General features: G+C 56.8%; 13 protein-coding genes. 1 reads left to right on the forward strand and 12 read right to left on the reverse strand.

Annotation, left to right across the window (positions count from 1 at the left end):
- Positions 1-290: 290 nt before the first annotated feature.
- Together ACN6KF_RS27650 and ACN6KF_RS27655 are read right to left on the reverse strand one after the other, a co-directional pair.
- A complete protein-coding gene (locus ACN6KF_RS27650) occupies positions 291-2234 on the reverse strand; it encodes a UvrD-helicase domain-containing protein (protein ID WP_434960117.1) in 1944 nt (647 codons plus the stop codon).
- A complete protein-coding gene (locus ACN6KF_RS27655) occupies positions 2231-4516 on the reverse strand; it encodes an ATP-dependent nuclease (protein ID WP_434960118.1) in 2286 nt (761 codons plus the stop codon). Before ACN6KF_RS27655 ends, ACN6KF_RS27650 begins: the two co-directional genes overlap by 4 nt.
- Before the next feature lie 376 nt (positions 4517-4892).
- Between ACN6KF_RS27655 and ACN6KF_RS27660 the strand changes: the two genes are divergently transcribed.
- Entirely contained in the window at positions 4893-5525 is a 633-nt protein-coding gene (locus ACN6KF_RS27660; RefSeq protein ID WP_434960119.1) for a tyrosine-type recombinase/integrase, read from the forward strand.
- A gap of 321 nt (positions 5526-5846) precedes the next feature.
- On the opposite strand, the gene ACN6KF_RS27665 is transcribed toward ACN6KF_RS27660, so the two are convergent.
- From ACN6KF_RS27665 to ACN6KF_RS27710, 10 genes are all read right to left on the reverse strand, one after another.
- Positions 5847-6728: a hypothetical protein gene (locus ACN6KF_RS27665; protein WP_434960120.1), complete on the reverse strand. Its 882-nt coding sequence runs from the start codon at positions 6726-6728 to the stop codon at positions 5847-5849.
- Positions 6729-7234: 506 nt separating this feature from the next.
- Positions 7235-10069, reverse strand: coding sequence for a peptidoglycan-binding domain-containing protein (locus ACN6KF_RS27670; protein WP_434960121.1), 2835 nt, complete (start codon positions 10067-10069; stop codon positions 7235-7237).
- Positions 10070-10248: 179 nt separating this feature from the next.
- Entirely contained in the window at positions 10249-11313 is a 1065-nt protein-coding gene (locus ACN6KF_RS27675; RefSeq protein WP_434960122.1) for a COG3904 family protein, read from the reverse strand.
- Positions 11314-11593: 280 nt separating this feature from the next.
- Complete coding sequence (locus tag ACN6KF_RS27680; protein ID WP_434960123.1) at positions 11594-11836, reverse strand: DUF3761 domain-containing protein; 243 nt, start codon at positions 11834-11836, stop codon at positions 11594-11596.
- A 125-nt stretch (positions 11837-11961) separates the two neighbouring features.
- Entirely contained in the window at positions 11962-12210 is a 249-nt protein-coding gene (locus ACN6KF_RS27685; RefSeq protein WP_434960124.1) for a phospholipase D-like domain-containing protein, read from the reverse strand.
- Between the two features lie 181 nt (positions 12211-12391).
- A complete protein-coding gene (locus tag ACN6KF_RS27690; RefSeq protein WP_434960125.1) occupies positions 12392-12709 on the reverse strand; it encodes a Rossmann-fold NAD(P)-binding domain-containing protein in 318 nt (105 codons plus the stop codon).
- Between the two features lie 6 nt (positions 12710-12715).
- Positions 12716-13330 carry an NAD-dependent epimerase/dehydratase family protein gene (locus tag ACN6KF_RS27695; RefSeq protein ID WP_434960126.1) on the reverse strand — a complete coding sequence of 205 codons (615 nt, stop codon included), beginning with the start codon at positions 13328-13330 and terminating at the stop codon, positions 12716-12718.
- A gap of 53 nt (positions 13331-13383) precedes the next feature.
- Positions 13384-14304 (reverse strand): LysR family transcriptional regulator, encoded by a 921-nt coding sequence (locus ACN6KF_RS27700; RefSeq protein WP_434960127.1) that lies wholly within the window; start codon positions 14302-14304, stop codon positions 13384-13386.
- A 209-nt stretch (positions 14305-14513) separates the two neighbouring features.
- Positions 14514-15776, reverse strand: coding sequence for a CapA family protein (locus ACN6KF_RS27705; protein WP_434960128.1), 1263 nt, complete (start codon positions 15774-15776; stop codon positions 14514-14516).
- Between the two features lie 64 nt (positions 15777-15840).
- Complete coding sequence (locus tag ACN6KF_RS27710) at positions 15841-16686, reverse strand: transporter substrate-binding domain-containing protein (protein ID WP_434960129.1); 846 nt, start codon at positions 16684-16686, stop codon at positions 15841-15843.
- Positions 16687-16702: the final 16 nt, after the last annotated feature.

Raw genomic sequence — 16702 nt, forward strand, 5'->3', positions numbered from 1 at the left:
AACGTCAAGCGCAGTGAGCGGACGTTGGCGTAGCACCGGAAAGGGGCGTTGAGGGCGGCACTTGGAAGTTGGAGTCTGTACGCGAGCGCTCAGGGGCCTACGGGAGTAACTTGGCCAAGATCTGCGAAATCCTTGCTGGTTCAATTCAATCTTCAAGGATGCTTCGCCCAACAATTCCGAGATGTAGCTCGCCTTCCGGCAGTTGAAGAACTCGGACGAGTTAATCGCTGCCTGCGATCAAGAGGCTTGACTGTCCGATGAAATTAAGGTGTCCAGCAAGGGGCGACCTATCAGTTCAGGTCATTGAGTGTAAGGACATCGGTCGCTTCGAAGATGCCAGATGCCCGCACGGCTGCAACGCCAGCTTCGACGTTGGGCACAAAATACACGACGGCCAAATCTTTCAGCGCCCGAGTGCAACAGACATAGAGGAGCCTGCGGGTCCGATCAACGACAGTGTCATTGCCAGCCGCTGCATTTTTCCGGTCTGTGTCGGATGGTGCGGCTAAGCCAAAGAACTTGTCGTACGAGAATTGTTTGTGATCGCTGCCTTCCTCATCATCAAGAACCACAAGCACGCGCTCAAACTCGGCGCCCTTCACCCCCTGCTGGGTTGAGAACGGCGATTCATCTGTTACGTAGGTTTGGTAAGGCCACAGCTGAGTGGCAGGAGTGTTGAGAAACGACTCAACACATGCGGCCTCGGTGTCCGCGGAGTCATCCGGGGCCGTCTCTATCAGTGCGTCGTTCCCCCGACGTGGCGCGGCGCCGGCCACGTTGGCTACAGCGAGGTAAGATAAGAAGCGCGGATCGAGTTCTAGCAATTCAGTGGTGTTAACATGCTCTAATACTTGGCGAACTGTCGTTGTGGAACCGAGCCGCATCATCGGCTCGAGCGCCATGCTCGCAGCTCGAAGTTGAGCAAGGAGCTCGGCTACATTCTTCGAAGCAAGATCGTCCTTCTTCAGGAGCGGGCAATGTGCGCGAAGAAGGCTCAAAATCTCGAATTCGTCGGCCTTGGCCACCGCCGTGCAGATCGGCAGCACGAAGGTCATAAAGGGGCGAACTGGCCAAAGTGACGCCTCTCGAAACCCTTCCTTGAACGACTGAGGCGCGTTGTCGTTGAGTGCGCCGAACAGGTCTCCGAACCCTAACCGTGTTGCAGCCATCTTGTGAACCACGACAAGCATCTTCACACCTGCACCATGTCCCCTGGTCCACTCGGGGTCGTCGGTGTTCGCCGCGATCCAGTGTCGGATTGTCGCTACATACTCATCGCGCTTTCCGTCTGCTGGCAAAACGAAAACGCGGGCAGACCCAATCACTGGCCGCTCTTCGCCGCTGACGCACTCCATGCGGCCACGCGTTTGGACTAGGTTGTCGCCGCCTCGCCGAATAGCATTCGCGACCTTCAGTACCGTTTGCGAGCACCGAAAGTTCTCTTCTTTCGGGATGTCAGCCCACCCGTCACCGACCGCGATAGGGCCGATTCCAGTAGTATAAATCCGCTGCATGGGGTCGCCAAAAAACCCGAGGCAGAACTTTCCGCGGGCCTGCTCTTCTACGGCCTTGAGTGCTTCGACCACGCCTGAGGTTGTATCCTGGCTCTCATCAACAAAAACGAACGGAAATCGCTGTGCCAACAGTGTCCTGAATAGCGCCCGTTCCGTGAGGAACTGCGTTCCAATTTTGAGGATGTCATCGTGGCCTAATACGCCCTTCGGGAAATTACTGCCGGTGCCATAGTTGAATTTCGGCACAACCGCGATTTTTTCGCGATCTTTCTCATAGCGTTCGATGTCGCGCGCGTTTTTGAGCTTTGTCTTCTCTTGTACACGTGGACCAAAAGTTTCAGCGGCCGTTTTCAGCTCGTCAAGCTTCGCCTCGACGCGCTGAGCTACCCAATCCTTGATGTCGGTCTGAAACGGTCGGGCGAGCGTCCACAGGAAGCTGTGGATCGTCGAAACATGAAACAGCGATGTGGCACCGACTTCAGAGATGATCTCATTCGCCGCAATGTCAGTGTAGGTGATGCACGCAATCTTCTGTCGTCTCAGATTCAATGCTGCCCCATAATGGTCGCTGATGGCCGAGAGCGCTTTTATCAATGACGTGGTTTTTCCTGATCCAGCTCCTGCCTTCATGATGAAGCTCCGCTTGGTCGGAGCTTTCAGCAACTCAAAGAGGGCTTCGTCGGCGGGCGTATTCGGCTGACTAATCCGGCGAGTGCTCATTGGATGGCCTCGCCCAGATCAGCTTCGGCGACAGCTGCTTCTGCCAATGCGCCCGCCGCTGCTTCAACCTCTTCGGTCACCTCAAGGTCCACCCGTTCTTGCAACCAAACCAATCCATCTTTGATGTATGTGGGCACTTTCCAGTCGCCGTCGCGTCGGGTGAGGACGCCCAATGCAAATTTTGTCTTGTCGAAATTCTTACCGGTGACCCGCTTGTGCAGGCCGAGCGCAAGGGCGGCTGTATCGGCAGGAGCGGTTCGCAGCTTCAATCCTACTGACTTTTGTTCGGGCGCCTGAGACCAAGCGGCGTTTTCCAGACCAAAAGCTTCTTCGAGCGTCCGGCCGCAATGCTCACCCTGTGTACCATTCCAGCGCACCTGCACTGGGCCTTGATATGTGACGCGCACTTTGCCCTTCTCGCAGCCAGGAATGTCCTGCTGCTTGTCTGCTACTGGTGCCGCCCACAGGTCAGCGAGCGTGCGCTTCTTCGGCAGCCATTGGATCAGCGTCTGATTTGCGGTCATCGAGTCCGCTGCTGGCAAGCAGGTCCTGCCGAAGCGTTGAACAGGCGGAGCGCCCTCTCCTTCACCCGGAAGCTCAAACTCCTTGGGCGCGCCATCGTCGGGGTCTTCTTCCTGCGGCTCGTCAATCTCTGTGACGCTGTCGATGTCGGTGATGACTAAGGTAGTGATACCGAGAAATTCGATCAGCTCTTTGAAGCGGTGACCAAATGCGCCACCCACTTCCAAGATCGACAAAGCCACCGATGCGAGCCTCTTGGCCTCTTTCTCGATCATGAGTGGCAGCAATAGTCGTTCAACGTTCCCCTCGACCAAGATTACAGCATCCGCAAAAAACAGGTCGCAATGCGTGAGCTTTAGGTAGCGCTGAAGGAAGTCCCGATCCTTTGGATTCTCGCCTTTCTGGAAAGAAGACAAATTTAAAACGCGTGTTGTTTGATCGCCCACTGCCACCTCGCGGCGAAAGTAACGGATCGGCGAGAAGCCTCGCTCATACAGGAGGTGAGGCGAGTGGGTCGTAATAACCGCCTGGCTGCAGAACACACTGTCTTTCTCGTCGGGCTCATCGAGCAAGGCGAGCACGTTGCGTACAAAAACCTGCTGCATCTGCGCGTGTAGGTGCGCTTCCGGCTCTTCGATAAAGATCAAGTGCAGCGGTGGTCGACTCTCGTCTGCTTTCCAAGCGGCGTGAACGTCGAGAATTTCGACCACCATGTAGATGAGGTTTTTGAAGCCCAGCCCGTTGTAGGTGTCCGGCAGCCGCAGGCCGCCGTCGCTGTCGCCGAGGATGTAGTGAACTCTTGCGTCTTGGCTCATCACGTTTGTTGGATTGAGCCCCGACTTAATCTCAAGGCGGGGATTATAGAGGCCTGGATAGCCCAGCGTCGCGATCCTATCGAGCGTGTCCTTGAACACGTTCATGAGGTGGTCGTTTAAGCCGGCCTCTGAATCGAAAAGAGCCTTTAGGGCCGCGTGGTCCGCTGCGCGCTGCGCGAGATTTCTCTTGTAAAATCGGCTCAGCCTTTTTGAGAGATCCTCGGCACGCCCGCCACCACCCGCACCGATCCCAGATGCCGGGTCCGCAAGATGGCGTTGCGCACTCAAGCTATCAACGCGAACTAGCGTCTTGAGAAGGGTAGCACCGCCAGTTTCAGCGACGAGTGGAGCAGGCTTGTAATCGGGCTGTTCTTGGAAATGCTCATCGAACTTCGCCCGATCCAGAACAAAGTAGCGGAACTCGTATTCGCTCTGAAGCTCCCGCTCTAGGTAGTCCGTGAGATTCTTCGGCCAGGGTACATAGGCACCAATTCGTTTGCCCAGGGCTGCGGACTGCTGCTGCGCCTCGTGCCTGGCCGCGCGAAATTTTCGCATCAGTTCTTGCCCATTCTTCGGCGCAAACTCGATGCGAATACCAGCTACATCCACCGCATGCGCGGAGGTTGGCAGAATATTTAGCACGAGGTGAAGATCGATAGATTTTACGGCAAACCAAAGATCAATAGATATTGCAGGTATCGACGCGGTCTGGTCACCCGCAGCGTCGGCCTCACCGAGCGCATTCAACTCGCGCCAAGCGTGAGAACTGAAATCGAAGAGCGAGAAGCGATCCTTCCTTGCTGACAAAAACATCTGGATCGCTTGGGTTGCGGAGGTTTTTCCACTGTTATTGGCACCCACAAACACCGAAATGTCTTCTGCAAGATCGATCTGTACGTCACAAAGCCGACGGAAATTCTTCACGCGATATGTTTGAAGATACACCTAGCTCTCCCGAGATTTCAATCAAGCTAGAATAATCTGCGAGAAAAGTCGAGATAAGCAAATCTATTGGCGATGTCGATCTTAGAACGCTCCGTTTGCAGTGTCCGCCAGCAGCTTCAATGCTTGCATGCCGAAGTGCAGACGATTCTTCAGGGCTCTACGGGCAACGGAAGTACATCTAGGCATTACTACAGCGATTTCTGCCAGAAACCAGATCTTTTTCAAAGTCCCATGTGGGTTCGATTGAGCCGTGAACACCTGCTGAGCCGAATGTCCCTATCCATTCCCTGAACAGCAAAAGCCGTCAGTCAGCTTCCGGCCCCGTAGTGTCCGGCACCGTTTCTCCTCCGGCCAATCAAGGCCGAGGAGAACTCACATGGGCTATTCTCAATTTGATGATGCCAGCCGCGAGCGTGCAGCTTGGAACGCTGGCAAACAGGTCGGAACTAAGCGTCCACTCACACAGAAACAGATTTGGGCTGTCCGCTTCTTCCTCGATCGCGAGCGCCGCATTCGTGACCGCGCCCTTTTTGATCTTGCGATCGACAGCAAGCTTCGCGGCTGCGACCTGGTCAAGATCAGGATTCGTGATGTAGTCGCCGGCTCGGAGATCAGGACCCGCGCGATCGTCGTGCAGCAGAAGACAGGGCGGCCCGTCCAGTTCGAGATTACCAGCGACGTAAGAGCAAGCCTACTGGCTTGGCTTGAACGACGCGGCGGCGCCGTCGAGGATTATGCCTTCCCGAGCCGAATCGATCACGCGCACCATATGAGCACAAGGCAGTATGCACGCCTGGTTGACGAGTGGGTGACCGCGATCGGCCTGCGTTCAGAGGAGTATGGCACTCACTCGCTCCGTCGCACAAAGGCGTCCATGATCTACAAGGCGACGGGCAATATCCGAGCCATCCAGATCTTGCTCGGTCATTCCAAGATTGAAAACACGGTCCGATATCTTGGGGTCGACGTGGAGGACGCGCTGCTCCTAGCCGAGCGTACGGAAATCTGACGTCGAGCGGTCATCCGACGCATCACGGATGGCCGCTTGGGTACGCGGAACGGCGTGCCGCCCGAGCCACTAATGGGGTGGGTATCGACCTGTCTGCTCTTTGTTAGGGCGGCGCCACAACGGACGTTCTATGATCTCGCCGATGCGGCACACTATCGGGTCTGCTTCGCCCTCCGCGCCCTCAGCCCTCGGCTACAGTGGCATTGTGGACGCCGCCGTAACTTGCATTCCTGATTCCACGTTGAAAAGCGGGGGTCTTTGGCGGAACCAAACCGCGCAGCGACCTGAAATCAAACGCCGGTTGCGACCGTTGTCCGCCTTTCAAGCAGCTAGAAACTGGCCCGGAAATGCCCGTCTTATTTCCATGACTTCCTCGTTCATGGCATGACGAAGAACAGCATACATCTCGGCCTCATGCCCCTCCCACTCCGTTCTGTCGGTTAGCTTGATGCTTCGCCCGGATGGCTGACGCAGCGGGGAATAAACATATCCGGTACGCGCTTGGAGTAGGCACACGCCCATCACCGGAATGTCGCTTTCCGAATGAGGCATCACCGACAGCTGAAAATGTCCCTCGCCGGAATAGACCTCCTCTACCGATTGATGCGTCTCCTCTCCCCACTTTAAGGCCGGGAATTTGAAGGTGTAGAATCCCGAACAGCCGAGATAGCGGTGTCCCTCCGACGTGGCTTCAACAGCTGTGGGAAAACCGCCGATATGGTCGCCCAGGTCTTTGTTGGTCATTAGCCTGTCAATGAACCGCGACCGGAGGTCGCTACGCCCGAGGGGGCCGCCTTCCGTCGAAACTCGGGCGGCCTCAACACGCTCGTAGAATGGAGCGGCATCGCCGATTGAACAGATGTCGGGTACGTCTAAAGCTACCCCCCCACGTATACGAAGTAATCGAGCGCGCGGCTGATGGGAGGCAGTGATGAAGTCAATGTCGTGTTGACGGGACCATCCCTTTAGGCACTCGATGGCGCCCTCGAATTCCTTGGCCGAAATGAGCTTAGCCAATTGCCGTATGGCAATGTGTGCTGGATCGGCGGCGCCTGCGAACGCCACGGTAAAGCGATTACCTAGCGTCACGATCTTAAGTCGTCCTGGCATCGTGTCTGGCCCCGTTTCTTTGGGGTCTTCCACTTTTGTATCGGCTTGAACCAATATTTCCTCATTCCGGATTTGAGCGATTACAACGGACATTCCTGATTATCCCTTGAGGCTCACCTCGCATAAATCTATGCGGGCTATCGCGGTGGTAGCGCTCGTGAAGCCTGCGCATTTTGGCTAGATCAAGGCATTGCGGCGACTGCCAACAGTCAGGCACCTTTCGGGAAATATTCTGGCATGCTGGGAAGACCGCAACGGGGTCGGCAACAGAATGGCAGCTATCCGCTGAATAGCATTCCATACCCGACCGTCCGCTTGCGGCCCCATTTCGGAAATTCGATTAGGCCAACATCGATGATCGCTCTTAATCCATTGTGGATGTCCAAGACGTCGGCTTTCCGCCGATCGAGGCAAAACCGCGGACGTCCATTTTCAAGCTGATAGGAAATGATCAGCTTGTGGACCTCGTGGATTCAAATGGCGATCATTGCACAAAAGCGATGGATGAAAGGCGAATGATCTCCACAGATGAGCCCGCCGATTCCGACGCCCGACGGAGATGCCCTCGATGCGATCATCGGGAACCTGCGCACCACGCCTCACCGGGCGACCCATGAGCTCCTGAAGTCGTGACCTGTTAACCAGGCCGCCGAGGTGTCATCGCTGCAGGGGGCTTCGTAGGGATCACGAACCATCTGGAATTCGGTGTCGATCACAGTCCCGAAGATAAAGCAGGCGTCCTTATATTCGCCTCGCTCCGCACTTTTCATCTTCACATCTGCCTGCACGATGATCGCCTGCAGATTCCGGCCTTTCCAGTTGGCGCTGCCGTAGTCCTTGGTCGTGACAATGACGTCCGTGGGCTTCCAGGCATCGTGTTCCAAGCCCGCATTCCAGGCTGCAAATTTTGGAAAGCTGCTCGCGATATCGATTGATGGCCCCGTAGGCTGATTGCCGTTTTCATTCAGGACGGATTTGCGTAGCCCATATGATAGTAAATTCGAAAGGCCACTCGCGGCCGGGCCGTTCTGCTGCCGTAGCTGCAACTCTTGCGCCGCCTTTGATTTTTGATCCTCAGCGAGCTTCATCTCACTGAGTTTTTTTGCCTCCTCAGCGGCGAGACGCGCCGCCTCGGCGGTCTTGAGCTGGCTTTGCTTTTCCGCATCAAGCTTCGTCTGCTCGGCGGCGAGGCGAGGTTGATCGAACCAAACCGGTGCGTAGCTGAACGAAATCCCATCGCGCGACAGCGCCTCACCGATCTTCTTCAGCGTTTGGTCGGAACCATAGAGCACGCGGCATTGATCCCTACGCAAAGCCGCATAGGCCTCGTCAACGGCTGTGGTTCTCTGCCGAGGAGCAGAGATCGGGATGGACTGCACGATTTCGTCGATCGCTGGTTGGTGAACACGAAGGTCGCCATCGGCGACGATGCAAACGCCAAAAGAGGAGTTACTCAGAATGAGACCTGCGAACCCCGGTCGCGTGCCGGCTTCGACGTCATTCGCTATCTGTGCAACCCGCGCAGAATCCTGGTCGATAGCGGCCTTGAGATCGGCAAACTTGAAAGGCTCGAACGGCCGAAGCTTTTTCTTCTCGAGGGCATCGAGATAGATGACGATGTAATCGGCATTGGCTTCGATGAATTTCTTGCGCTGAAGGAGAAAGAGATCGGATCGATCGATATCTTCGACCGCGCACCCCGCCTTCACATGCAAGGTCTTACCACCCAGTGGACTCACCGCATGGCGAAGTGCGCGCTCGAGCGATGGATTGACCTCTACGCCCAGGACGCAAACCGAAGCCTCGTTGGTCGTGAACGAGAAATCGCCCGATAAGGTCCGCAAAAGCGAAGGCGCAGTCGGCCCGGCGTTGTAAAGGACGACGACGTCTTCCAGCGCTCCCTTCAAGATAACCCGGTTGAGCTCTGTCTCCTCGATCCGGGGAGCGCTGACGGCGCGGGTGGTTGGAGCAGTGCTGGCTGTTTCTGCCGCCAATTGTGTCAAGTCCTTCGACAGGCCCTGATTGGCGATCAGGGCGCGCAGGCCTTTTTGAGCCTCGAGAAGAGTGTCCAGATCAGTGGATGCGCTAACCGCGTCGAGATCCTTGACCTCGGCAACCACGGCCGGGAGACTTGGGGATGTGAGGTGTCCAGCCATCCACTTCTTGAGTGCCTGCTGGCCCGCAGTGAGTTCCGTGTGAATCTGTTCTCTTTGCTTCTCGATGGCGTCGGTTCGCTCCTTTTCGCGCGTCGCCAGGAAATCACCGTAGCCGTTCACCGCCAAAAGCAAGCTGTTCAATTGGCCTGTCGAGGTCGCCAGTGCGTCGGTGGACGTCGTCTGCAGTTGGGCATTAAGGGCTGACGCCTTGTCTGCGATATCAATCAGATTGGGGAGCTGCGGATTGAGGCGCAGAAAGGTCTGAGCGTCAGACAGCACAATTACCGCGGCATCCTTCGCTACCTTCAGCCGCTTGGATTCCGCCTTATCGTAGGAGGCTTTGTCGGCAAAGCCTTTCTGCATGGCAGCGCGATATTCATCGGGATCAGAAAAGCCCGAGGATTGGAATGCTGCGAGTTCGCGCTGCGTCGCGAAACCGAGCTTTTGGGCCGTCCTAAAATCTTGGGCGGAGGTAAACCCTGTGGTCTGTGCCTTTTGGAAATCCGCCTTGCTGGCAAAGCCGGCGGAGGTTGCTACATCGAACTCCCTCTGGGTCCTAAAACCCATATTCTTGGCCTGAATGAAGATATTCGCAGACGCGAAACCACCAGCCCTGGCTTCGTTGAATGACAATGCATCGCTGAAGCCTTGCGATTGCGCCAGGCTGCGTTCGGGATCGTTCCTGAAGCCGTCGCTCGCGGTGCGTTCGATCTGCGCCAGTGCGTCCATCGTGATGACATCGGTGTTCGGCATGCCAAATTTTGCCGCATAGGCGTTGAAGGCGTTGACGGTGGTCCGCCCGATCAGTCCGTCAACTGGACCTCTATAAAGTGAGAGCCTCGTCATGGCAGCCTGCAGACGCTGAACGACCCCGCGATAGGCCGACTGCGACATGAAATCGAGCGGCGTTCCCCTATCGAATCCAAGCCAAACGATGCGATCGAGATTTTCGCCGTGAGACAGAAAAGAGTCCTGCGGGATGATATGAAGATCCTTGAGCGTGATGAGATTGGGCTTCGCCTTGTCGAAATTCAAAGTGCCGGCGACAATTGCATAAAGTCCATTCTGACTCTGGACGACAAATATTGGCCCTATGGTCGCGGAATATGCTCTGGCCAGATCGACCGCTTCTTCCTGTGTCGGTCTGCTCGCCACAACAAGCCAAAAGGTGTTCGCTTGCGGCGGAATAAGGTTGACACGGACAATATTACCGTTGTCCCGATAGATTTGTTTCGGCGCCGGCGGTATCGGTTGAGCGCAGCTGGCTGAGCTATCCAAGAAGATTGCCGATATCGAAAAAATGAGACCAATAGTAACTCGACGCATTGCCTTCAATCCAACATGAGGATGTTGTACGATAGTTGTTCGTGGTAGCGAGGCATGGGATTGGTCTTGCTGTTTAGATTGCAAGATTCGGCCCCATGTCAAACGAAGCGAAAGGTTGGGTACTCCATCGATCAATTCTTCGTTCTGTTCCTCTTGAGTACGGTACCCTTTTCGCCAACGATCGTGGGCTTCGCGCCCGCGAAGGTCACGACGAATTGGTATTCCGCGACGCCTACTGACGTGATCGATGCGGCCGGATTGAAGGCTTTCCACTCCAGGGTGCCCGATACCGTGCATTGCACTGTGGCTACATTGCACGATGCACTGATTGTGCCAGGACGAGGCCGATAGTCTCTCGTCGGCCAACGTTGGGCGAACTTGGTCTTTTCTGCCATGACGTCAGCCTTTGACTTGACGCTTCCATAATAGTCAATCTGATCGCCATAGAGCGATCCGAGGTAAGGCAGCGCGCTAGTATTCTCCAAAGACCAGTTTCGCTCATACTCGCTGTAGAAAGCCATCGCCTGTTGCTCAAGAGACGTTGAGCTTGGTGGGCTCGAAGCCAAGGGCTCTTGCGCAGGTGCTTGATATTGGGCAGATGGCGAGGCAGGCCGGTCGTCCGCATCAAACGACTTTACATCAATGCTGACCCGCGATGCGTCTGAAAATGACAACCACTGAATATCATCCGGCCCAGCGCTCGTGACATAGACGATCGCGCCGTCAGAAAGGCCAAGTTGCGCCATGTACGCGCCAACCAGAGCGTTGCCGGTCGCCGTGGGGATCTTCAAGCCATCGTTGTCGAGATATGCCGCGTGGAAGCCAACGTGAGCACCAGCTGCCATGTATCGTTGCGGGCCACCGAGCCAAGCAATCGCGCAAGCCGAGGCACAAGTATTGCGTTCGAGAACGAGCGTCTTAAATCCCTTTAGCCGGATCGCCTTGCCAATGTTGATTCCGGCCATGAGGTTGCCGCCGTTGCTATCGAAAGCAACAATGGCATTGTCGATCGGCAGCGCTTCAGTCGTAAACTTCTTGTCGTCACCCGGGACTAAATCTCCGGCTATGCCAATAAGCCACAAATTCTCGGATATCTTCTTTGAAAAAAACTGCGAAGCGCTCGCGGACGAAGAAGCGAATACGCTCAAGATAGCGCCGAATGTCGAATACGCGATAGCTCTCAATTTGTAATTCATAACCGGTTCGGCACTAGACTTTGTATGACCTAATTTCCTGGAGCATGTAGGGAGCAGAGTAATTGGGATTACGCCCGGACCATATTGTTGCCTTAAAATGGCCCTTATATTGCCCAATATAGTTAGCGCAAATCTGGCCTTTCTAAAAGACCTTATGTGGCCTGATAGTCGCAGGCGCTCACCCACATTGAGATGATGTATTCAGTCGAACGGCGAAGTGGCTCGATGATCTGCTTCCATGCATGAGTAGCCCGCAAGGGCGCATGGGTGCCCCCGGTTGTTACGCTCTGAGCCACGTGCGCACCCCGCCATGGCGAGAGCGGGTACCTCGACGATGATAGGAATGGCTTGTCGTGCCATCCCTGCAAACGGCGACTTGATGTTTGCGGTCGCGATGGTTTGGGGCATGGACCCGCACGCTGTTGGAATTGATATAGGATCGATAGCGTGCCTCGGCCTGAACTATGCCGATTGTCAAAAAGACAAGAATTAGAACGAACAATTGTTTCAAGAACCTGCCCACCCAGGTTAATCCTCAAAGGTTATTCGCCCGGCGTTGCAAACCAATCAAGCGCAATCTACGGTTCAAAGCAGTTCATTTCACGTCTCTGTCACGTAAAGATGAACGGGTTGGACTTTGACACCTAGTCATTCGCATTTTTGCTCAAAACCGGATGCATCGTACGATCTTGATGCCTTGAATCGTGCGCTCCAGTTTGCTTCGAAGCGAAGTGCCAGGGGGCGACTCGTAATCAGAAGCAAGTTCTCAGCGTTCCTACTCTTAGCGGCTTTTGTGAAATTGTAACTCCCCGCCAGAACGACTTCCCGGTCAAAGATCTTCGCCTTTGTTGTGGACAATCCCCGTTGTGGTATCGATCCAGACGGGAATGCCGGCATTGCTGAGGATAGGTTGCGGCACTGTATCGGCCTCGGTCATTACTTTTGTCGAGAATGATGAGGACTTCGATGCCTCGGCCAGCCGCCGCTCTGACGGCCGAAATAATCGGACCGAGATAAAGCCGTAGGCCTGGATGAAAATCTGGCACTTGGCAGCTATAATGGCTGCCACGATCCTGGCTTAAGCGACAGCCCACGCATAAGTGCGTAGCTCGTCGATGATCGATGCCAGCGAGGGATTCCACCCGAGTTCACGCTTCGCCTTCTCGCCTGAGATGATCTGATCGGTGGCGATCGCATCGGCGAAATCCCATAGGACCTTGCGTGCCTCGTCGAGTGGCCATGCCGCTACCCGCCCCCCGGCACCGCCTAATTCGCTCGCTGCGCGTGCGATCTCGACGAGCCGCAGCGCCGAACCGTGCGCGCCGTTGTATACGGATCCCGCCGGTGCCCGCTCAAGCACGAGCGCATAGAGATCGGCCAGGTCGTCGGCATGCACGGTCGACTAGCGATTTTGACCGTCACCGACATGTAGAGCCGCGCCATGTTCCCTGGCAGCTGCGACCATCATCATCGCGGCGCCACCCCCGTTGCCATATACCCAGGCAGGCCGGATAACGACCGAATGGACGCCCTCGGCTTCGGCCGCGAGGATCTCGCGTTCTAGCGTCTGGCGCCAGCGGACCATCGCGACCGGCTTCAGTGGAGTGTCCGCGGTCGCCGACTTGCCGCCCGTAGAGCCGTAGACCAAGCTGCCACTGGTATAGATGAAGCGCTTACCCGTTCCACGCTGGACTTCAAGGATTGCACGCGACGCAATCTCGTCGAGAGACGCAGCGTTTCGGTCGTTCGGCGAAGCGGCATGGACGACGGCGTCCACACCCCGCACCGCCGAGGCTAAGCTCACCGGGTCAGCAAGCTCACCTATCTTCACCACGAAGCCTCGCTCAAGCAGCTTGGCCGCGCTCGCTTCCGACCGGGCGAGCCCCACGATTTCATGACCTCCCTCTTTCAATCGATGCGCTACCGCACCGCCGATCAAGCCAGTCGCGCCAGTTACCAAAACTCGCATGTCGATCACCCCTTCAATTTCGGTGAATTCAACAAAACGGAACGGCAATGCGGATGGAAATCGCGATTCCTGATGTGGCGCTATCGATCGTGCCGATGGTGTCAAGCCGAGGCGGCGATTTTGGTAATGATGCCGCGCAGCCAGGCGACAGCCCCGTGTGTATCCGCCCGCCGGAGCCACATTAAGTGCAGTGACCAGGTGGGCAGTTCGAGCGGCGGATCATACATTGCTATGCCAGCTCCGGTATCGGTGAACTTTCGTGCGACCCGGGAGGCCAGCGTCGCGACGAGGTCGGTTCCTGCGATCACGAAGGGTGCAGCCAGAAATTGCGGCAGGCTCAGCACGACGCGCCGTTCGAGGCCGAGGTCGGCAAGCCTTAGATCGACGATCCCGGAGCGGTCGCCTTCGGGAGAAATCAGGAGATGCGGCGCTGCTGCGAAAGCCTCCAGGCTTGGGCCACCGGCGAACGCCGGATGTCCCTCCCGCACGACGCAAGCGAAACTCTCAAAAAACAGCGGGCAACTGATAATGCGCGCCGACGTCTCGACGGGGAAACCAATCGCGAGGTTCGCCTCCCCGCTGTCGAGCGGAGTGATGGCTTCGTCTCGTTCGAACATCCCGTAGACACGCACGTTGATGTGTGGGGCATCGGCGCTGAGGCGGGCCATGAGCGGCGGCAACAAGACAAATGCCGCATAGTCGGTCATCGCGGGCGTGATGGTATTGTCCGCCGTCGCGGGGTCGAAGCTATCGGCCTGTAGCGCGCTCCGGAGAAGCCTGAGCGCATCCGAGACGGGACCAGCAAGATCATGGGCGCGGGGCGTCGGCTGCATGCCTGAAGGCGTTCGCACGAAAAGCTCGTCCCCAAGAAGCTCTCGCAAGCGCGTAGGGGCTCCGCTCATCGCCGACTGGCTGAGGCCGATCTGCGACCCGGCGCGCGTCACATGACGCTCCGCGTACAGCGCATCAAAGGCCTTCATCAAGTTAAGGTCGAAGCCAGCTATATCCATATGGCCGATCATAAGAGGATACGCTCAACGGCGATAGCGGCCGTGCGTCGAGCGCGCACCCTCTGACGGCCCCGATTGGCCTGGACCCGATCCGTCGAGGATGGCGTTCCGGCAAGTCATTCATCAACTGGCAGTCCGCACTTTCACAGCAGCGGACAGTCTGCTGGGCGCCCCTAAGCGGAGAACTGCAACTGCTCTTAGCTCAGATGCTAGATTTCCGATTAGCAGATCTTCTCAATTCCTGAGGAGTGACACTGATTTATCGTCCCACGATTGTTTTCGAAAGAAATCGACACCCCGTGTGCGTGTGAGCGGGCCGCTAGGTCCTCCATCATCTCGGTTGCCAGAACCTTGGGGGCTAGAACGGGCACGATGCGCTCATGATAGTTTTGGGCGCCCAAGTGCTCGCCGCCGATTACGATGGGATGGAGATCGATCGATTGGAGCTGAGCGTCGGCGTCGAAGCGGCATGTTGCGACGACACTCTTCCAAACCTCCGGCGCACTCCACACCACCTCGCCCTCATTGAGATGGAACAGGAAATTGCCGAGCCCGTAGAAGATCGGTGCACCACGATAGATCTCTATGGGCTGCAGCACGGGAGCGCCGTGGCTGACGAACACACCCGCACCCGCATCGATGCAGGTACGTGCGAAGGTCTGGACCCATACGGGGACATCACGCCAGCTTGGTTCCCAGTGGTGGTGGTGGAGATAGGCTATGACGAAGGCACCCTCCGCGGCGGCCCTGCGGATCGCCGACAGTTGATTTTCCAAGCTGGCTTCGTCCACGAGGATCCTGCGCCTGTTTTCGGACGCGCGGCGAAAGATCGTGCCATAGAAATCGATGTCGCCTGCTGATCGTAATTCAGGTGGATCGTGGGGCTGGGCATAATTGCCCCGTTCCATGGGACTGCTCTGGAACATTGCTTGAATGCCACTCAGGGCATCAAAGCTCGACCTGTCCACCTCGAACACCCTTGAAACCTCAAGGCCATTCACGCCGGGCCGTGCGGGTCTTCTGTCCGTTGCGTCGGCGGCATACATCGTCGCCGGCCCGGGCCCGGCATCCATTGCCACGAGTGCCACCGACCTCTCGCCGAAGGTCTTGATACCCGGCCGGCGTGCTTTGGATAAATCGGTGCCGATACCGGCATGAAGGAAGTCCCTGGCCGCAACCTCTTCGAGGGTAGACAGGATGCCGGGCGGACCCAGGTCGAAAGCATGGTTGTTGGAGAGCGCCAGGGCATTGAAGCCGATGTCCTGTAACGCATCCAGAACCACGGGCGCCGAGCAACCGAAATAGCTTCCCTTCATCGGCCATCCGCCGTGTCGGCCGAATATTGTGGTCTCGAAGTTCGTGAAGGCGATGTCGGCTCGCCGGATCAACGACTTGATCGCGGCAAACCCCTCGTCGGAAACCTGTCGAACATCATGATGAATCAGGGATTGCCCGGTCAGGGCGAGCGTGAACGGCGAAGACATGATACTTACCTTGGAGATGGGTTCGAAATGAGGGGCCATCAGGCCACCGGAAAGGGGGGAACGGTCACTTCCCGGTCTGCGGAGAAATATCGATCCCGAACCACTTCACGCTGATCCTGCCGAGCGACCCGTCCTTGGTGCTTGCCTCAATGGCTTTGTTGAAGGCCTGCGCGAGATCGGCGTCCTCCTTGCGAAGGCCGATCCCGACACCGGGACCCCATGTGCCTCCGGAAAGCTGGGGACCGAAGAAGTCGACAGCCTTTCCTTCCGGCGTTTCCAGGAACTGCTTCCAGACGAGATAGTCTCCCAAACCGCCGTCGATGCGCTCGGACGTGAGATCGAGCTTCAGATTTTCCTGGCTGTCATAGCTGCGCACCTGCGCGATATCGCCGAAGAGTTCCCGGACAACGGCCTCGGAATTCGAGGATCGAAGCACGCCGAGCGTCTTGCCCGTCAGGCTTTCCCTCAGCTTGCCGATGAGCGCCTTCTTTTCCGCGTCGATGTCCGTTAGATCAAGCTTGGCCTTGGTATCGCCGGGCGGCAGGCCAAGGTTGCGGCGCATGACGATCTGGTTTGGCCCCACCGCATAGGGAACGGAGAAAGCGATCGATTTCTTGCGCTTTTCCGTGATCGACATGCCGGCGATGATCGCGTCGTACTTCTTGACCAGAAGGCCGGGGATGATGCCGTCCCAATCCTGGGCGACGAAGGTGCATTGCAGTTTCATTCGAGTGCAGAGTTCATTGCCCACATCGATGTCGAAGCCAACAAGTGCACCGTTCGCGTCGATATAGTCCCAGGGCGGCGAAGCCCCTTCCGAGGCGATGGTGATCGCCTTGCTCTCCCCGGCATGGGCGAGGCTGCCGGCGAGCAGGATTGCCAGAACGGCCAAAGCCAGATGTCGTTTCATGGTGTTCCCCTTCTTC

Source organism: Labrys methylaminiphilus subsp. lupini (assembly GCF_051161885.1).
Lineage (GTDB): Bacteria > Pseudomonadota > Alphaproteobacteria > Rhizobiales > Labraceae > Labrys.